The sequence below is a fragment of the Tunturiibacter empetritectus genome (genome assembly GCF_013410875.1).
GTDB lineage: Bacteria > Acidobacteriota > Terriglobia > Terriglobales > Acidobacteriaceae > Edaphobacter > Edaphobacter empetritectus.
In genome coordinates this window covers 114,311-133,282 of record NZ_JACCCU010000003.1, presented here as the reverse complement: position 1 = coordinate 133,282, position 18,972 = coordinate 114,311, and the positions used below count along the sequence as shown (strand labels likewise).

The following is an 18,972-nucleotide window of genomic DNA, read 5'->3' as shown; positions in this document are numbered from 1 at the left end:
AGGCCCTCTGCCCTAGCGTCTTCACCCACGCCTGCTCGACGCTCTCTACAAATCCGCACCCAGATCATTGAGAGCTTCGCCGCCCGCCGTCACTTAGCTACATTGCCCGAGCCGCAGCCCGCGAACGTCGCCTCATGGTTCCGCACCATCGCTATCCTCAACGTGTTCGAATGGGACATTACGAAATAGGCGGCAGCGAGATATCATCCGCTACGAAAGCGTGCAGCGATTGCCCCTGCTTAATATCGACATCTTTCCCGTGTTTGATCAGGCCGATAGGGCCAAACAGCACCGTCAGCACCACCGCTGCTCTTGTGCCACTCTCTCCCTTTTTGTCTTTCGTGCCCCGCAGCGCTACTTTTTCGTCTCCAACCTTCAGGTAGTCGAGGCTAATGTCTAGCTCGCCAGCCTTTCCCATCATCCGGGGCCGCTCTGCTCTGGCCACTTCGCCGACAGCTTTGCATCCGGCCTTCGCCACCACGACGCCACTGACCCTCAGATCGTCGACCAGCGTGAACCTGACGGGGTCACCCTCTACCGCCGTCTTCGAACTCACATCACGCGAGAATGCCAGGACTAGATCCATGCCTTCACGCAGTTTGTACTTGCCGGAAGCATCCGGGCCTCTTAACACACGAGTGACAAGAGTAGGTGCTATCTCCATCCGCGCAACCAGTGCGGGCCGAGATGCCGGCGCAACTGCTTGCTGGCTGTAGGCATCAGTGCCCAACCCAGAGAGAACCAACAGAGAAGAAACACCAAGCCAGCGCATAGTTTTCGTACGACCCTCTCTCAGCAAAGTTGAAGTCCATCCGAAACTAACCTCACTCATCACAGCACGGGCAGCACCACACAAAAACTCCACGAAAGTCGCAGAGAATTCCTTTATCGGCCGCATCCAACCGGAGCATGACTTTTTCAACAGGATCGTCGCTGGTGGAACCCTGGACCGCTAGTCCGCGTTATCGACGACCCAGCGTCTTATCGATCGCTGCCTGCGCCAGTGGCGTCATAATCGCATACCCCTTCGCGTTCGGATGTAACCCGTCGAAGCTTATCCCCGGTTTCATTCCTCCCGTTGCGTCCACCATAGCCGAGTAATAATCCAGGTACGTCAACGAGTGCTCCACGCAATACTCCCGCAGCCAGTCGTTCAGCGCCTTGATCTTCGGCACTGGAGCCAGGCCTCTCCTCCAGGGATAGTCCAGAGTCGGCGTAATAGACGCCAGAATCACTTGAATTCCGTTCGCCTTTGCCAGCTCCGCCATCGAACGGAAGTTATCTTCGGTCATCTCGGGTGTCATTGGCCCCGTCTTTACCCCGATGTCGTTTGTCCCCGCTAGAATAACCACCGCGTCCGGGTGCAGATCGATCACATCCTGCCGAAACCGCAACACCATCTGAGCTGTAGTCTGTCCGATGATGCCCCGATTGATATAAGGTTTGCCAGGAAAAAACTCCCCCGTGTCCTCGCGCCGACCCCAGAAGTCCGTAACCGAGTCCCCATAAAATACAATCCGTTGCTCTCCCGCAGGAACCGGTTCAAGGGTCGCATTGTCCACACGGTATCGCCCCAGCTGTGGCCAATCCGCCAGCTTCGCCCGCATGATCTCCACATCCTCCGGCCTTTCCACCCGAGCCACCATCGGCGTGCACCCAGTAGCGGTAATCAGCGCCATAGACCCCACGAGCGCCCATGTCGAAGTCTTCATCTCGTCCCCCGTCGGTCCGATTCTAGCCGACCCCTGCCGAACTCCTTCGATGTCTTTGAGCTTCCACTGCTGTACCTTAAGAGATGATGCAACCCGGAATCTCCACCCACGTCTTCCTGCCCCAGCGTCTTCACCCAGGCCTGCTCGACTCCCTGCACAAATCCGGCGCTCAGGTCATCGAGATCTTCGCCGCCCGCCACCACTTCGACTACACCGACCGTGCCGCCGTCCGGGACATCGCCACCTGGTTCAACTCGACCGGCGTGGGAGCCACCCTTCACCAGCCCCTCTACATCAGCGACCGCGCCGATGCCCAGTGGTCCCGCCACGTCGCCCCCAATCTCAACCTCATCGACCCCGAAAAGTCCCGCCGCATCGCTGCCATGGACGAGGTCAAGCGCGCCCTCGAGTCCGCCGAGCAAATTCCCATCTCCGCCTGTACCCTTCATCTTGGCTACAAGGACGACGCCTGGAACCTCCGCGCCCTCGAGAACTCCCTCACCGCCATCGAGCACCTCAAAGCCTTCGCCCACCCCCTCGGTGTCCGCATCCTGCTCGAAAATCTCCAGAACGAGATCACCACACCCGAGCACCTCCTCGAGATCCTCAAGGTCGGCCACTTCGACCGCGTAGGCGTCACCCTCGACGTCGGTCACGCGCATCTTTCAGCACCCCCCGACGGTAGCCAGCCCAATAAGGGTATCGACGAAGCCTTTGAGCTTCTCAAGCCCCGCATCGCCGAGCTTCACCTTCACGACAACCTCGGCCAGAGGGACGATCACCTCTGGCCCGGCACCGCGAGTCCCGGAAGTTTGAGTATCGACTGGAAAAATGTCGCAAAACACATCGCCTCCCTCCCAGCCAACACCCCCGGTATCCTCGAGATCGCCCACGAACTTGAAGAGACCCCCGAATCCGCAATCACCAAAGCCACGCAAGCCTTCGACCTCCTCAGGCGAACCACCGAAGCAGCGGCGAATAATTAGTACCTGTGACAAGTACAAATAAGGAACCAATGAGCGAATCTGTAACCACTGCCCGCACAACCTCCGCACCACTCGCCACCATCGCCTCCCTCTCCGCTCACGAAGGCCGAACCGTCACCCTCCGCGGCTGGCTCTACAACCTCCGCGCCTCGGGCAAGCTCCTCTTTCCCATCTTTCGCGACGGCACCGGCACCATTCAGGGCATCGTCCCCAAGGCCGCCGTCTCCGAAGAGGTCTTCAACACGCTCAAAGAACTAACCCTGGAATCCAGCCTCACCGTAACCGGCAAAGTCCGTGCCGACAGCCGCGCCCCCAGTGGCTACGAACTAGACGTGGAAAGCATCGAAGTCCTCCAGCGCGTCCCCGAAGACACCCCCTTCCCCATCTCCCTCAAAGAGCACGGCGTCGACTTCCTCATGGAGCATCGCCACCTTTGGCTCCGCACCCCGCGCCAGTCCGCCATCCTGCGCGTCCGAGCCACTATCATGCGCGCGGCAGCCGAGTACTTCGACACCAACAGCTTCATCCGCACCGACCCGCCCATCCTCACCCCCAACGCCTGCGAAGGCACCTCTGAGCTCTTCGAGATGGACTACTTCGACGACGACAAGGCCTACCTCACCCAATCCGGCCAGCTTTACATCGAAGCCACCGCCCTCGCCCTCGGCAAGGTCTACAGCTTCGGCCCCACCTTCCGCGCAGAAAAATCCAAGACCCGCCGCCACCTCACCGAGTTCTGGATGATCGAACCCGAGGTCGCCTTCCTCGAGCTCGACGGCCTCCTCAACCTCGCCGAAGCCTTCATCACCCACATCGTCACCCGCGTCCTCGAGTCGCACCGCGCCGACCTTAAAGTCATTGGCAAAGACATCGCCAAACTCGAAGCCGTCATCGCACCCGACTCTCCCGAGGCCCCCCGAAATGAGGCCCTCATCCTGAGCGCAGCGAAGGACCCCGAGGATGCTGAACCCGGCACAGCCGTTCAGAACCTTTCCGGCGCGACTGCGCAAACTTCGGCTGGCACCCCCAACCGCTTCCCGCGCCTAAGCTACGACGAAGCCCACGCCATGCTCGAAAAGGCCTTCGCCGAAGGCAAGCTCGAAGCCCCCCACAAGTACGGCGACGACTTCGGCAGCCCCGACGAGACCTACATCTCCAGCCAGTTCTCCAAGCCAGTCATGATCCACCGCTACCCCGCCGCCTTCAAGGCCTTCTACATGCAGCCCGACCCGCTCGACCCCACCAAGGCCCTCTGCGTCGACGTCCTCGCCCCCGAGGGCTACGGCGAGATCATCGGCGGCTCCCAGCGCATCCACGACTACGACCTCCTCAAATCCCGCATCGAGCAGCACGACCTGCCCCTCGCCGCCTTCCAGTGGTACCTCGACCTGCGCAAGTACGGCAGCGTCCCCCACGCCGGCTTCGGCATGGGCATCGAGCGCGCCGTAGCCTGGATCTGCGGCCTCGACCACGTCCGCGAAACCATCCCCTTCGCCCGGACCCTCAATCGCATCTACCCTTAGCGGCCGTGTCTTCCGTACCATCAAAACTCCGGCATAAGCCTCAAGCTCTCACCGTTCGCAAACTGCATCCAAAGCCCCCAGACGGAACCCCGAGACATCCGATGCCGCGAAAGAAACAGCTACAAATAGTCACCGATCCTGAGGAGTCAGCAAAAGCAGCAGGTCTGCGCTACGTCACCGACACGAAACCCGGAATTCAACGCAAACCCTGGCGCAAAAGTTTTCATTACTTCAACGCCGATGGAACCCCTGTGCATGAGGCCGAGACTTTAGCTCGCATCAAGTCCATCGTCATCCCTCCAGCTTGGAAAGAGGTATGGATCTGCCCTAATCCAAAAGGACATCTCCAGGTCACCGGTCGCGACGCAAGGGGGAGAAAGCAGAGCCGCTACCATCCCCGCTGGCGCGAAGTCCGCGACGAGACCAAGTACGAGCGCATGGTCGTCTTCGGAGCCGCCCTGCCAGCTATCCGGGAGCGGGTAGAACACGACCTCTCAACACCCGGTCTGCCTCGTCCAAAGGTTTTGGCCACCATCGTTCGTCTCATGGAGACAACCCTCATCCGCGTCGGCAACGAGGAGTACGCTCGCCAAAACCACTCCTACGGCCTAACCACAATGCGAAATAAACACGTTGATGTCGAGGGCGCTACCGTAACCTTCAACTTCCAGGGTAAGAGCGGAGTCAAACATACCGTCGACATAACTGATCGCCGCATCGCAAAGATCGTCCAACGGTGTCAGGACATACCCGGATATGAGCTATTTCAGTACGTCGACAAAGATGGTACTCAGCACTCCATCGATTCATCCGACGTCAATGACTATCTCCGCGAGATCGCGGGGCAGGACTTCACCGCAAAAGACTTCCGCACCTGGGCCGGGAGCGTACTGGCTTGCGACTTGCTGCATGAGTTCGAGGCATTCGAATCCGAAACGCAAGCTAAGCGAAACGTAGTTCAGGCAATCAAATCCGTCGCCGCGCGACTCGGCAACACACCATCTGTCTGTAGAAAGTGTTACGTGCACCCCGCAGTTCTCGACTCCTATATGAGCGGAGCGATGCTGAAGAGTGTTAAACGCACCATCGAAGAGAAAGACATTGACTCCTCCCACGAGCTACGACAACAGGAGTCCGCTCTTCTGGATGTTCTGCGTCGCCAGGTCGACCGTGCAGTTGCTTGATTTTGCTCAAAAACTTCTTGCAATTTCAATTCGTAACTGGCAAAGTAACAAAGCGTAGGAGAAGCCCGATGAACACAAAATCGCACAACACGATGCGTAGATCCCCAGAGACAAACTATCTCTGCGGCGATCGCCGGGCCATGCTTCTCACCTGCCAATAGCCGCTAGCGGACGATCCTACGCAACAACTCGCTCTCACAAATAAACTTCGATGAAGTCTCAGGAGAGATCTGTCTCTCCACTTCAACGAGTAGTCCACTGTCACGGACGCTACTGCGTACCCACGAAGCTGCGCCCGCAAATAATCCAGCCACGCGCTGGTTAGAAAGAAAGGCTCGCCATGGGCAAGCCATACATCAAGGGCGGAACTCCGATTGGTTCGGATTCGCTCTACAAAACGTGCTCTTACGCGCACATCATGACCGGCTACCGAGAGTCGGAGATGGTCACAATGTGCAACGAAGTCCAACCCAATATCATCGTTCCGTTCCTCATCTACGACTGCACCGGATTCTACGACAAGAATAAGCCAAGTTGGAAGCAGATGGAGGACCTCGCCATCGACCTCGCTACCGGACCGATGAAGCCAGCCGGCTTCAAGGTAGGTGCTGGCTTTCACGAAGCTGTTGTAGCACGCATCTGTGACGACGAAGATGATGAGTAACCAATCCGCAACTTACCAACTGAGAGCGTCCATCTTTGCCCGTTCCTTAACGCGAAGATGGACATTTCAATCGTCTACTTTCCGCTCGGTGGATACTTCTTGAACATCTTCGCTACAGCCTTATCGATCTTCTGGCTGTTCTTGTCCGGCTTATCGGACAGAGTGTCCTTCGCTGCCCCACGCCAGGCCAGCTCCTTCGTCTTCCCGTCGTTGATATCCACCACCAAGGTCCCCACATTGGTGACATATTGGTTCACCGTAGCCATGCCACCACCCCGCCTCCATCCGCCGCCCATCCCCGTTGCCACCGCCTGATGCTGCTGCGAGACCCCCGCGCCATAGGTCACAAACACATCAGGAGACTGTTCGACCTTCCTCATACCTTTTTCTGCCAGCTGGCTGTCGATCGCTGCAACGATTCGCTGGTCCATCAGGGGATTCGATGTCGGACGCGTCGGTTTTACCCAGGCGTAAGTCTTGAAGTCTGAGAAGTTACTGATGTTGTGGTCCCAGTCCACAACCACCGACTGCGAATGACCAATTAGCGGAAACAGGAAGGTAACAGCCACCAGCAAAAGAATCTTCGCGCTTGACTTCATGGGTTCGTCCTCTCCAAACGCAGAAAACGGATGAACTACCGAACGCGGCTATCTTAGCAAAGCCTGTACAGTCAGCGTCACAAATAAGGAGCGCTCCCTCTTCAGCGGGTTCCATCCACGGTCTTCCGCGCGTTATGCACTGCGCAGGCCGCCGGAACATTCGTCATCTGCTTCGCAAACACCCGATAGCTCACCGTCCCAGGCCGGAGCGTCGACCAGTACCCCGATGCGGAAAGCAGCGCCTTATGCTTCTCGATAATCTGCTTATCCAGAATCTTCACGCCGCACTCAAGATTGTTCTTCGGCTGCAGAATCGTCCTGTCCGGATCACCCACCTTCAACTGTTTATCCCGCTCCCAGTCGAAGTCGCACCCATACCGCTTCTGGTCTTCATAGGTAAGCTGCAGCAGACCCGAGGTTCGGCCCGGCCGCCCCGTCACCTCATCCTTCACCGCCATCTCCGGCTGGGCATGTTTGGCCTGAACCGTCGGCTCGAGGCCTGCCTCTGCACCAGCCAAAGCTTGAAAGAAGTAAGCCCAGAAAGCCCGCTTGTCGTCCTCCGCCATCCCGTAGAACGCCGGACAGAAGCGCTTCACATCATGCGGCACCTGCCCCGACAGCATCGCCGGCGGCAGCGCTAACTCAACAATCTTGTCCCACTCCGGATCCCACGTCGGCCCACCCACCTCTTCCTTCTTCACCTCGATCGGTGTAGGCGGCGCAGGCTTCATCGCCGGGGCCGGAACCGCTGTAGCCTGCGCTGTCTCGTGCTTTCCGCACCCAGCCAGCATCAACGCAGCCAGGCCACCAGCCAAAACTACCGCAATCCTCAGACCTCGGTTCATCTTTACACCTTCACGTTCATTTGCAGTCGGGAGCCCACCACAGAGAGATGCGGTCTGTGAGTGTTCCGTTGTAGAGAGGGCTCGCTATATCGACTGCATGACTAGCTACTTAACGCCTTTATTCGGATCCCATACGCCCTGCAGCTTCCGCACGTAGACCATCTGCCCGATGTGATACGCGTTGTGCGTGCCAACATGCGCGATCCTCGAGGCCCAGAGCGAGACCTTCGCGTCATCTGCCGCCTCCACCGCACTCTCCCAATCGGTCATCACCTGGTCCAGCTGCTTTACTGTCGTGTCCCAGCTCTTGGCGTCGAAGTTGTTGAACGTCTCGTCATTGTTGCCATCGAACTTCGCCGGCGTCTCACCCTTGAACTTCGCGAGCATATCTCGATCCCAGAAGACAAGATGATTCGCCAGCTGTCCCACCGAATGATTCCCGCTCTTGTCCGTCCAGCTTGCCTGTGCCGGAGTCAGCCCCGCCACCGCGGTATTCGCCGGAACGAACCACTCCGCCTTGTTGTGCGTCGTCCGCAGCTGCTCCAGCAGAACGGCCTTCAGCGTCATCGGCTTCTCCTGCTGCCCCAGCGCAAAGATAGACGAAGCCACAACGAACACCATCAGACTAACCAGAACTCGCCTCATAAAGCTCTCCCTGGACCATGATTTAGCGCATCGACAACTGTTGATCCCACTTGAAGGGATCATTCTACGGCGGAGGTAGTACAAAAAGCTGCGCCCAGGCTATTCGCGCCGCATGCAAAACCGTGTCAAGCCCCAGACAACCGAAAACCCGCGTCAGACAAGGAGATTCACGTGGCGTATGAGTTATCTCTGTTCAGCTATACTTGAAGTACAAGGTAGAAAAAGCAAGCCCCGCGAAAGTGTCCGGGGCTTTCTCCTTTGTTTTGAATAATCTGCAAGTAAGTTCCATGGAATGAATATTTTGCAGCTGGTTACCCCCGCTAACTAGCTGTATTGATTGGACTTACATGCAGGTAATGGGGGGGGGACCCCCTCCCGGTTGCAACTGGCAACCGGGAGCGGACGGCCAAGAGAGATCACGGTCAGCGTAAGAGGCATACGGAGTGTTGCAGGGACACATATCACTTGCTGCCTGCTCAGCTTTAAGACTGCGCAGCAACGGCCCAGGATTATTTCTCGCTGGTCGGTGGCACCAGTCCTTTCAATCGCAGATAGAGCGCAAGCGTCGCGTACTGTTCGTTGTCATGCGACACTGTTCCCCACATGATCCCGATGCGCGATCGTTTCGCGTTGAACACCTCAAACATATCGCCCAGATTTGCATCCGTTACTGCGGCGAACGCCTTATCGCACTCTGCGAACGAGGCCTTCAGTCCTTCGACGATGGCTGCTTTATCTGCAGTATCCGCTGGAACCTTCGCAAGATCGGCGGCCGCTGTGCGATTTACCGCGCCGCATGTACGGAGCTGCGCCTCTGTCACATGGTTGACCACGCGCGCATAGGTTCGTACCTCAGGCGTCGGCTTGAACTGGTAGTCGCTCTCCGGCATCTTATCGGCGGACTTCAGGATGTTACCTTTCTGAGCCGCATAACCACGTTGTACCTCAGCTGCAGGCCCGGTCGGTCCAGTTGGAACCGCCGGCGTCTGACCCATCGCCACAGAAACAAATAACGCTGCTATCACGCACATCGAAAGTATCTGCCGCATCTTGTTCTCACCTCGTACCTTTAGCTTATCCGCGCCTCTTGAGACACGCCGAAATTATTTGTCAAAGTTTCGTTGTTTGTTACTCTCAGCCTCCGCCGCCCAGTAGTTGCTTCTGGCCGAAACCAGCATCTCCGGATGCCGCGCTAGCCGCACGCTGATCGTATGCAGCCCAGGGGCCGCAGATGTAGGTGTAAAGCTAAGCACGTAGCTGTTGTGCAGATGGTTCGTCAGCACGCCTAGGTCCTGCGTCAGCTCCCCAAGATTGTCGAAGCTAGTCCACTCTCCCCCGGACAACGTAGCCAACTCCGCCGAAGTATTCTTCCGCATCGCGCCAAAGATCAGCCGCAACGGCTCACTCAAATTGAAGTAAGCCTGGTAATCGCCTTCCCCAACATGCAATGGCGGATTCAGATGCGCTGGATCTTTGAAAGCCTGCCGCGCCGCCGTCTTCTCTGCTGAAAAAGTCACGCTATAGATCGCAGTATTCGTCTCTCCCAGCTCACGCACGATATCTTTCATCGGGGCCTTGCTTCCATCGTCATGCTCCTGGCTGATCAGCAGAATCGCCCGCCGATTTCGGATAGGCCGTTTCGACAGGAGATCCAATCCAAACGAAATTCCATCGAAGATTGCCGCCCCTTTATCTCCCACATCCGGATGATCGATCGCCTCCCCCCACTCCGCAACATTCGACGTAAACGGGGACGCCGCCTCTGGCTTGCTGTCGAAGTTCACAATCGACACCTCGTTCGGCGCCCCACCTATCAGCGAACCCAGCATCGTGTCGAGATTCGCATAACTCGGAAACTGCCCCCGCGCATCCCCACTGGTCTGTATCAGCACTACCAGCGATAGCGGCCTCTGCGTCTCCTCCTCCAACGTCACCTTCTGCGGAACTCCGTTATCCGTCAGCACAAAATCATCCGCCTTCAGCGAATACACCAGCTCTTTGCCTGGAGTCTGCACCAGCGTCGGCACAACCACCAGCGTCGTAGTGGTATGCAGCGTAGTCTGCGCAAATGCCGCGCTGGTCCAAACACCAACGAAAGTAACGAATACTCGAAGTCTCAACTGCATGGTGTCTCATTTAGACGAGCCAGCGGCCTATCGGCACGGGAAAACTAGCAAAAAAGGTATCCTATAAAGAACACACACGACGCCGAAACAGCCTCGTACTCAAGCCAGCAGCAAGGAAACAGCATAATGCCATTGAACTGCGGAATCGTTGGTCTTCCCAACGTCGGAAAATCAACGATCTTCAACGCCCTTACCTCGGCCAAGGCGCAAGCCGCCAACTATCCCTTCTGCACGATCGACCCCAACACCGGTGTTGTTACCGTGCCCGATGAGCGACTGGCCAAAATCTCCGATCTCATCAAGCCCAAGTCTCTCGTACCTACTTCTATGGAGTTTATCGACATCGCAGGACTCGTTGAAGGAGCCTCCAAAGGGGAAGGCCTCGGCAACCAGTTTCTGGGCCACATCCGCGCCACCGATGCCGTCGCACACGTAGTTCGTTGCTTCGACGATCCTGAGGTCATCCACGTGGCCGGCGGAGTCAATCCACTGCATGACATCGATATCATCAACACTGAACTGCTGCTCGCCGACCTCGATACTGTTGAAAAGCGCAACACAAAAGTCGAGCGCGCTGCGAAAGCATCGAGTGATAGCAAGATCAAGGCTGAGCACGCCATGCTGCAGAAACTTCTGGCGGCTCTCAATGCTGGTAAACCCGCCCGCACCGCGGATCTTACCGAAGAAGAAAAGCTCCTGTCCCGCGAACTCTTTCTCATCACGGCGAAGCCTCAGCTTTACGTTGCAAACGTCGACGAGTCAGGTCTCATCGAAGGCAACTCGTACACTGCTGCAGTTGAAAAGCGCGCCGAAGAAGAGGGCAGCCAGGTAGTGCGTATCTGCGGCGCACTCGAATCGGAGATTGCGCAGTTAGAACCTACTGAGCGCGACGAGTTTCTCAAAGACATGGGCCTCTCAGAGCCCGGTCTCAACCGGCTTATTCACTCTGCTTACCGTCTCCTCGATCTCATTACTTACTTCACGGCGGGCGTCCAGGAGGTTAGAGCTTGGACTATCCGTCGCGGCACGAAGGCACCTGGCGCAGCAGGCGTCATTCACTCGGACTTTGAAAAAGGATTTATCAAAGCCGATTGCTACGCCTCCGATGACCTTTTCAAATATGGCAGCGAACAGGCCGTCAAGGAAAAAGGTTTACTCCGTTCCGAAGGTAAAGAATATGTTGTCAAAGATGGTGACATTCTCTTTTTCAAGTTCAACGTCTAACGTGGTCATTAGTTGACCTAAGGTTGGTGCCAGTCACATTCTGGTCTTTATACTTGAGGGATATGCCTACGTTCGCTTCGCTTGAGGACCAGCTTGATTTGATCACTAAAGGTGCCGCGGAGATTGTTCCGCTGGAATCACTGAAAGAGCGCATTTCCAAGTCGATTGCTACTGGAGTACCGATGCGGATCAAGGCGGGGTTTGACCCGACTGCTCCAGACCTGCACCTGGGACATACCGTTCTGCTTAGAAAGTTGAAGCACTTTCAGGCTCTGGGACATACGGTGATCTTCCTGATCGGCGATTCGACTGCATTGATCGGCGATCCGACCGGGCGCAACGTAACTCGCAAGCCGCTGACGCGGGAGCAGATCGCGGCCAATGCGGAGACCTATAAAGAGCAAGTGTTCAAGATTCTCGACCCCGAGAAGACCGAGGTTCGATACAACTCCGAATGGCTGGACAAGCTCAGCTACTACGACATGGTGAAGTTGATGGCGCAGTTCACGGTATCGCAGATGCTGGAACGTGAGGAGTTTCATAAGCGCTTTAGCGAAGAGCAGCCGATTGGGCTTCACGAGTTCATCTATCCGATCGCGCAGGGCTACGACTCTGTGGCGTTGGAGTGCGACGTGGAGTTGGGTGGGACCGATCAGAAGTTTAATCTGATGCGAGGGCGCGATTTACAGAAACACTTCGGGCAATCCCAGCAGATAGTGCTGATGACCTCGATTATCGAGGGGTTGGATGGCGTCCAGAAGATGTCGAAGTCGCTAGGCAATGCAATCGGTGTACATGAGCCGTCGGGTGAGATGTATGGAAAGCTGATGTCGATCTCCGATGAGCTGATGTGGAAGTATTGGACGATGCTCACGGATCTGCGGGGTTCAGAGATTGCGCAGATGCAGACTGATGTTGTCGCCGGGGCGCTCCATCCGATGCAGGCGAAAAAGAATCTGGCATGGACGATTACTCAAGATTTTCATTCAAAGCAAGAGGCGGACGCGGCGGCTGAGAGCTGGGCGAAGATGTTTCAGCAACGCGGGATTAGCGAAGACGTGCCGGCGATAAAGATTGCCCTTGGTGCTGACGGACTCGCTATTCTGCTTGATTCGAAAGATGGTTCGGCGGTTCGTCTGCCGAAGCTCTTGCAGCTTGCTGGGCTTGCTGCCTCTACAGGAGAAGCGACGCGCAAGATCGCGGAGAATGCAGTCAGTGTGGACGGCGAGAAGTATAGCGGCAAGTCGCTTGAGGGTGTGAAGGCCGGTAGCTCGCATACATTGCGGCTAGGTAAGAAAAGCATTCGAGTGGAGTGGGTGAGCTAAGCTCGTAAGGGGCAGAGGTCGTGCACCCGCTGTAGACGGTACTTACTGCTAGATCAGGTAGCGCTAACATTATTGAAGAATCTGCATCTTATAGGATGTGGGGTCTATGAAGAGTTCGAAGTTCTTTTTGCGGGCGATCGTGACGGCGGGGTTTTTGTTGACGGAGCTTCTACCTTCGGGTGCGCAGGGCCTTCCCGAGCCTAAGGAGATCGTCAGAAAAGCCATGCAGGCGGAACTGTCGGCGGATTTGAACGACCACTCGCGGTGGAAGTATCGTGATGCACAGAAGGATGGCACAGATACGGTTTCGATTGTGGTGGAGACTGACCACGGATCGGTAAAGCGTTTGATCAGCAAGAATGGGCGACCGCTGAACAGTTCAGAGGCAGGAATTGAGGACGCACGAGTACAGACGTTTATTCACGATTCAAGTCAGATTGCGAAGCAGAAAAAGGACGGAGTGCAGGACGGCAAGAATGCTGAAGAGCTGTTGAGGATGCTTCCGGAGGCATTCACCTGGGGGGTGCAGAGCGAAGATGCGAAGATTATGACGCTGCACTTCGAGCCGAATCCGAAGTTTAGTCCGCCGGACATGCAAGGACGGGTGCTGGGGCAGATGGCTGGCGAACTGGTGGTCGATAAAGGGCAGAACAGGATCGTAACGATCAGTGGAAAGTTGACGGAAGACGTAACCATCGGCTGGGGACTTCTGGGACGACTGCGTCAGGGAGGGACTTTCCGCGTAGAGCGCAGAGAAGTTGCACCAGGTCTTTGGCAGATCACCGAGACCCACGTGCACATCGAAGGGAAGGCCCTGTTCTTCAAGAACATCGGACAGCAGCAGGACGAGATCCAGACTGACTTCACGCAGATGCCGCACGGAACCACGCTGGAGCAAGCGGCTGAGATGTCGAAGTCGCTCTAGTGAAGAAAAAGAATAGTGACTGTATGCTCGGAGACGATGGCACATACACCCTATCCACAAACTGACCGCGAGTTGATGAGGTTGATTGAGCGCTCTCCGGGCCATCGGGCTGGGTACAAGCAGCTGATCCGTGAACTGGGATTGAGCGGTGGACGTGAGCGTCGGTTGTTGTTAGAGCAACTCGCGCGGATCACGGCGCGGGGAGAGTTGGTGAAGGTTGATAGTGAGCAGTGGAGTCTGCCAACGGCAACGCCGGAGAAGACGAAACGTGTAAAGCGTGGTGGTGTCGAGATGCCGGTGGAGCATCGGGCCACGCGGGATAAGCTGCTGGCGGGGCGGCTGGATCTGCATCGAGATGGCTACGGATTTGTGCGGCCCAATGGGAGCGTGGATCGAAGCGATGACCTCTTCATCCCACCGAATGAGCTGAACGGTGCGATGCAAGGGGACGAAGTTCTGGTGGATGAAGCGCCTCCGGGTCGAGATGGCCGGAGGTCAGGCCGAATTGCCCGGGTACTGAATCGAAGAAATCCCACGGTAGTAGGGATCTTTCATTATGCGAAGACGCATCGCGGGGGAGGCCTTTGGGAGAGCGCTCCCATGATCAACGGAAACTACATTACGCCGTTGGATGAACGGATGACGCAGGCGATTTTGATTCCGGAGGGTGCAGAGATTGCCTCAGCGCCGAAGAAGACGCCACATCGCGTTCTAGGTGAAGAAGCAGTGGCGCAACAATCTCATTGGTCGGAAGAGCTAGACCCGCATAGGCCACTCGAAGGGCTTGCTGTCGATGTGGAGATCACCGATTTTCCAACTGTTGGAAGGCCAGCGCGCGGACGGATCATTGAAGTCTTAGGGCCACCGGATGCTTTCGGGGTTGATGTGGAAATCATTATCCGTAAACATCATTTACCGCATGTCTTCCCTGCCAACGTGCTCGCCGAGGCGACGGCGTCTGCAGAACAGACTGTCGCCACGCTGGACACCGATGAAATCAGGCAGCGCAGGGATTTTCGTGGACTGAACATCGTAACGATTGATGGGGAGACTGCTCGGGACTTCGACGACGCGGTACTGGTAACGCCGCTGTCGAATGGAAACTGGGAGCTACAGGTTCATATCGCAGATGTCAGTCATTATGTGAGACCAGGTACGGCACTTGATCTCGAGGCTCGCCTGCGGGGGACGTCTGTTTATTTTCCAGACCGTGCGATTCCAATGCTCCCGTCTCAGCTTTCAAGCGGCATGTGCAGTCTTCGACCCGATGAGGATCGCCTGGTCCTGAGTTGCGTCATGGAGATCGATGGGCGCGGCGAGGTGTTGGGATACGAGATCTGTGAGGGAATCATTCGCAGCGTCAAACGAATGACTTACACACAGATTCAGGGCGTAATTGATGGCAACGTCGAGACGCGGTCGGAGTTTGCCGAACTTGTCCCGGAGTTCGAACGGATGTATGAGTTGGCGCTGAAGCTCAATGCGAAACGGCATCGCCGCGGATCGATTGACTTCGATCTTCCCGAACCGGTGATTCAATTTGATCCAGATGGAAACATGGAGGCGATCGTACGGTCACAGCGCGGGTGGTCGCACCGATTGATTGAAGAGTTCATGTTGTCGGCGAACGAATGTGTCGCGACCTGGATCGAGTCCCAAGGTGTGGCAAGCGTGTATCGCATTCACGAGGTTCCGGACCCGAAGCGGATTGTCGATTTTGAAGAGACGGCGAGCCAATTTGGTTACTCTCTGGGCTTCAGCAGCCTGCCTGTAAAACGGATTCAAACGAAGGGCGACCGGCGTGATGCGCGTGGGACTAGCAGGCAGACGAAGACGCATGAGGTGGCGGAGTCGATTCCGGTAACGCCGCAGATGTATCAGAAGTTGACGGCGAAGATTGCGGGAAAAGCGGAGGAGAGGATACTCTCGTACCTCATGCTGCGGTCGTTGAAGCAGGCGCGCTACAGCGAAAAGAATGTAGGACACTTTGCGCTGGCAAGTCCCAGCTATACTCATTTCACTTCCCCGATCCGGCGCTATCCGGATTTGATCGTGCATCGGTTGCTGCGGGAGCTCATTCGAAGCGGTGTAGATACCCAGGGGGCGGCGATTCTGTCCAACTCTCCTCAGCCGTGGGGAGAGGCACGGGTTAAAGGGCCTTCCGAGAAATCTGAACGATCGGTTTTAGAAGGGCCGATACCCGAGGCTGAGCTTGGTGCGATTGCTGCGGAGTCAAGCCAGTCCGAGAGACGGGCCGATGATGCAGAGCGTGAGCTGATCGAGTGGAAGAAGATCAAGTTCATGCAAGACCGTGTGGGTGAAGACTTCAACGCCATCATACTTTCCTGCACGAAGTACGGCTTCTTTGTGGAACTGGACAGCCTCTTCATTGAAGGGCTAGTGCCTCTCACTTCACTGCAAGACGATCGCTACATGTTTCGCGACACAGACAGACAAATCGTCGGAACCCGCAATGGCCGTGTGTTCAAGATGGGGCAGCGGGTGCACGTGCTGCTGGATCGCATAGATCGTCAGCAGCGGCGGCTGCAATTCGCGCTGCTGCCTGGAGAAGGGGAGTCTGTTCTGCGTGCGCCTCGTAAATCGAAGACCGCTGCCAGTGCAAACGGAGAACGGCCTCACTCCAGTCCTAGCCGTTCGGGGAAGAAGGGCAAGACGAAGTCAAAGGCTCGGGAACGAAATAAGAAATCGAGGGGTAAACGGCGTTAGGCGCCGGCCTTCACACAAGTCAAAATCAGAAGCTGGTTGAGGAGATTTTAGCAAGCCGACTTCAATAAGCCGTAAGGAGCAGAAGAATAGATACTACTAGCACCGCAACCCGTATGCGGTGAAGAAGATCCCAATGTACGCGATCTTTGAGCCAACCCGTCGTAGGGACGCGCGGTATCATCTTCGCTATACGATTATTGATCGGCACGAGCATGGTTACGGTGAAGGTGATGGTGCGGCCCAGAGAGATTCGGCATACGCAATGAGCTTCAAAGCCGTGTGAAATTGGGCGATGCTCGAACGCTGCACCGATGAGGAACAGGAGCAAGAGGGCGTACCAGAAAGGCATCCCCTTTCCGAGGCTTGCTCCCATCGAAGCGGCAGCTTCAGCGTGCGTTCTGGTACTCAATCTTCCAAATTGAGATGGACAAAAAGCTGCAATGGCGAACTCATTGCCTGCCATCATTGCTGCTCCGGCTGCCATCACTACGTCGTAAGCGATAGTCATGGGGTATTGGATGCTGCGCAATAATTCGTACGGCATCGTAGAATAAAAGTTCCAAAGGAGTTAGAGAATGGCACACATGGTGTTCGACACGAGATTCAAGACTGAGATGGAAGGACTGGATGAGCCGCCGTTCGATTCGGACTTTGGTCAGAAGATCTTCAAGAACGTCTCGAAAAAGTCGTGGGGCGAATGGGTAGAGCGGCAGAAGATGCTTTTGAATGAGTATCGCTTGCAGCCGTGGACACGAGAGGCGCAGGAATTTCTTGTTGAACAGATGAACGAGTTCTTTTTTGGTGAGGGGGGCTCGTTGCCGAAGGAGTTTGTGGCGCCGACGACATAGTCTCCCTGACCTCAAAACCGGGCCGGTCGTGTACACTTAGGACTGCAACATACCCCCGCCGTCACCCTCCTGGGCTGACGTGCAAACCATAGTCGGGACGTGGCTCAGCCTGGTAGAGCGCACCCTTGGGGTGGGTGAGGTCGCTAGTTCGAATCTAGTCGTCCCGACCATTTTTCCAAATTTGACCATTCGAAAATCATGTTGGCCACATATCGGGTGGAATGGCTAGTGCTTCAGAGACCACATGTAAGTTGCAAGCGCTCCAGGTGGTAGCGACGTGTGGAAGGTACTGGCTCTCCAACTCACGTCGAATGTTGCCGCGTCGCTTCGATTGTTCAAGACCAGCAAGGCGATTGATCCGTCTACGTTTTGAAAAGCCACGCTTTCGAGACTGTCACTCCCGAAGGATGTTGAATCGATACGAGTTGCCACGGGATGGACGAACTTGCTAGCCTGTGCCAACGCGTAAAAATCCCCAGTGTAGGAAACGCTCATCTTATTCGTATCCAACGTAACCAATCCCCGACACGTCCCACAGCCGCCCGCATGTGGGTTGTGGTCGGTATCCAACACAATGCCCCAGAGTGCCACTGCCTTGGCCCAATTGCGGGTAGAGTCAATCAGTAGGTGAGCCGTAACCTCCAATGGAGCCTTCTTTTGCCACGTCCCACCGGAACACTCCGTCATCCATATTCCTTTGTCGGGAAACTTATTATGAATGACGCTCTGGGCAGTTGGCTCACCTCCATAGCAGTGCAGTGCGGACCCAGCCATGAAGGGAGCGGCCGCAGGGTCCGACAGCACCTCAAGTGGATACTCCGGATGATCCCAGTTGTGATCGTAGGCAAGCACCTGCGTCCGCAGGCCCATGCGACGTAGATCGGGCCCGAGATAATGGCCGATCAAATGCTTCTGCTGATCCGCAAGCATCAAGGTTCCGGGAAAGTCTTCTGTCTCATGTAGTGGTTCGTTCTGCACTGTCAAGTATTTCACCGGGATGCCTTCCTTCTCAAAGGACTGCAGCGATCGCACGATGTACTCTGCGTAAGCAGACATGTCCTCTTCGCGAAGAGAACCGCCGATCATGGAATCATGCGTCTTCATCCATGCAGGAGCGCTCCATGGTGTGGCCATGACGGTAATGGACGGATTGAGTTTCAGTGCCTCTCGCATGATGGGGAAGACATACGCCTCATCGTGCGTGGTTGAGAAGTGGTGCAGTTCGGTGTCTTGTTGTCCTGCGGGCATGTCGTCGTAGCTGTAGTGATTGAGCGATAGATCAGTAGAACCGATAGGGAGCCGAACAAAACTTAGGCCAATTCCGCTAGAGGGATCGAAGAGCTTCGTCATCACATCGCGGCTCATCGCTGGGGGCATCCGCTCGTGGAGCAACCATGCAGAGCCCTCCGTCATAGAGATGCCGAAGCCGTCCATTGTCTGGAAGCGGCTGCTCTCATCTACGCTAATCGTAAGAGGCGCCGGACTGCTTGCGGGCGCGAACGACAGGATAGGCTGCGCCTCAAGAGCACGGGAGAGATCGGATGTAGATATGTAAGACCGTACAGTCTGCGAGAACAAGGGGCTGGATGCGATAAGCAAAACAGCAGAGGCGTAGCGATGCGCGCGAGAGAGCACAAAA

Annotated in this window: 18 protein-coding genes and 1 tRNA gene; 10 read left to right on the top strand and 9 right to left on the bottom strand. The window is 56.3% G+C overall.

The window, feature by feature from the left end:
• Positions 1-178: 178 nt before the first annotated feature.
• Positions 179-772, bottom strand: a complete 594-nt coding sequence (locus tag HDF08_RS18345) for a hypothetical protein (protein WP_257031268.1) — start codon at positions 770-772, stop codon at positions 179-181.
• Between the two features lie 190 nt (positions 773-962).
• Complete coding sequence (locus HDF08_RS18340) at positions 963-1,712, bottom strand: SGNH/GDSL hydrolase family protein (RefSeq protein ID WP_257031267.1); 750 nt, start codon at positions 1,710-1,712, stop codon at positions 963-965.
• Positions 1,713-1,795: 83 nt separating this feature from the next.
• Between HDF08_RS18340 and HDF08_RS18335 the strand changes: the two genes are divergently transcribed.
• From HDF08_RS18335 to HDF08_RS18320, 4 genes are all read left to right on the top strand, one after another.
• On the top strand, positions 1,796-2,698 hold the full coding sequence (locus tag HDF08_RS18335; RefSeq protein ID WP_306459729.1) for a sugar phosphate isomerase/epimerase family protein: 903 nt from the start codon (positions 1,796-1,798) through the stop codon (positions 2,696-2,698).
• Positions 2,699-2,727: 29 nt separating this feature from the next.
• Positions 2,728-4,221 carry an asparagine--tRNA ligase gene (gene asnS / locus HDF08_RS18330; protein WP_179640137.1) on the top strand — a complete coding sequence of 498 codons (1,494 nt, stop codon included), beginning with the start codon at positions 2,728-2,730 and terminating at the stop codon, positions 4,219-4,221.
• 101 nt (positions 4,222-4,322) lie between these two features.
• Positions 4,323-5,405: a DNA topoisomerase IB gene (locus HDF08_RS18325; protein WP_179640136.1), complete on the top strand. Its 1,083-nt coding sequence runs from the start codon at positions 4,323-4,325 to the stop codon at positions 5,403-5,405.
• Between the two features lie 340 nt (positions 5,406-5,745).
• Positions 5,746-6,069, top strand: coding sequence for a hypothetical protein (locus HDF08_RS18320; RefSeq protein ID WP_179640135.1), 324 nt, complete (start codon positions 5,746-5,748; stop codon positions 6,067-6,069).
• 74 nt (positions 6,070-6,143) lie between these two features.
• On the opposite strand, the gene HDF08_RS18315 is transcribed toward HDF08_RS18320, so the two are convergent.
• The 5 genes from HDF08_RS18315 to HDF08_RS18295 form a co-directional block, all read right to left on the bottom strand.
• Positions 6,144-6,668, bottom strand: coding sequence for a DUF4136 domain-containing protein (locus HDF08_RS18315; RefSeq protein WP_179640134.1), 525 nt, complete (start codon positions 6,666-6,668; stop codon positions 6,144-6,146).
• A 101-nt stretch (positions 6,669-6,769) separates the two neighbouring features.
• Entirely contained in the window at positions 6,770-7,513 is a 744-nt protein-coding gene (locus tag HDF08_RS18310; RefSeq protein WP_179640133.1) for a hypothetical protein, read from the bottom strand.
• Between the two features lie 105 nt (positions 7,514-7,618).
• Entirely contained in the window at positions 7,619-8,158 is a 540-nt protein-coding gene (locus HDF08_RS18305; RefSeq protein ID WP_179640132.1) for a DinB family protein, read from the bottom strand.
• A gap of 509 nt (positions 8,159-8,667) precedes the next feature.
• Positions 8,668-9,207: a DinB family protein gene (locus HDF08_RS18300; RefSeq protein ID WP_179640131.1), complete on the bottom strand. Its 540-nt coding sequence runs from the start codon at positions 9,205-9,207 to the stop codon at positions 8,668-8,670.
• Between the two features lie 54 nt (positions 9,208-9,261).
• Complete coding sequence (locus HDF08_RS18295; protein WP_179640130.1) at positions 9,262-10,284, bottom strand: VWA domain-containing protein; 1,023 nt, start codon at positions 10,282-10,284, stop codon at positions 9,262-9,264.
• A 126-nt stretch (positions 10,285-10,410) separates the two neighbouring features.
• Here HDF08_RS18295 and ychF point away from each other — a divergent pair, with 126 nt between their 5' ends.
• From ychF to HDF08_RS18275, 4 genes are all read left to right on the top strand, one after another.
• Positions 10,411-11,508 (top strand): redox-regulated ATPase YchF, encoded by a 1,098-nt coding sequence (gene ychF / locus HDF08_RS18290; protein ID WP_179640129.1) that lies wholly within the window; start codon positions 10,411-10,413, stop codon positions 11,506-11,508.
• Positions 11,509-11,570: 62 nt separating this feature from the next.
• The gene (gene tyrS, locus HDF08_RS18285; RefSeq protein ID WP_179640128.1) at positions 11,571-12,833 is read left to right on the top strand and encodes a tyrosine--tRNA ligase; all 1,263 of its coding nucleotides are present in this window, start codon (positions 11,571-11,573) and stop codon (positions 12,831-12,833) included.
• A gap of 106 nt (positions 12,834-12,939) precedes the next feature.
• Entirely contained in the window at positions 12,940-13,758 is an 819-nt protein-coding gene (locus HDF08_RS18280) for a hypothetical protein (RefSeq protein WP_179640127.1), read from the top strand.
• A 36-nt stretch (positions 13,759-13,794) separates the two neighbouring features.
• The gene (locus tag HDF08_RS18275) at positions 13,795-16,485 is read left to right on the top strand and encodes a ribonuclease R family protein (RefSeq protein ID WP_179640126.1); all 2,691 of its coding nucleotides are present in this window, start codon (positions 13,795-13,797) and stop codon (positions 16,483-16,485) included.
• Between the two features lie 61 nt (positions 16,486-16,546).
• On the opposite strand, the gene HDF08_RS18270 is transcribed toward HDF08_RS18275, so the two are convergent.
• Complete coding sequence (locus tag HDF08_RS18270; protein ID WP_179640125.1) at positions 16,547-17,029, bottom strand: hypothetical protein; 483 nt, start codon at positions 17,027-17,029, stop codon at positions 16,547-16,549.
• Between the two features lie 31 nt (positions 17,030-17,060).
• Between HDF08_RS18270 and HDF08_RS18265 the strand changes: the two genes are divergently transcribed.
• Together HDF08_RS18265 and HDF08_RS18260 are read left to right on the top strand one after the other, a co-directional pair.
• Entirely contained in the window at positions 17,061-17,333 is a 273-nt protein-coding gene (locus tag HDF08_RS18265) for an oxidative damage protection protein (protein WP_179640124.1), read from the top strand.
• A 93-nt stretch (positions 17,334-17,426) separates the two neighbouring features.
• Positions 17,427-17,503, top strand: a tRNA-Pro gene (locus HDF08_RS18260).
• A 55-nt stretch (positions 17,504-17,558) separates the two neighbouring features.
• Here HDF08_RS18260 and HDF08_RS18255 read toward each other — a convergent pair.
• Positions 17,559-18,968, bottom strand: a complete 1,410-nt coding sequence (locus HDF08_RS18255; protein WP_179640123.1) for a glycoside hydrolase family 30 protein — start codon at positions 18,966-18,968, stop codon at positions 17,559-17,561.
• Positions 18,969-18,972: the final 4 nt, after the last annotated feature.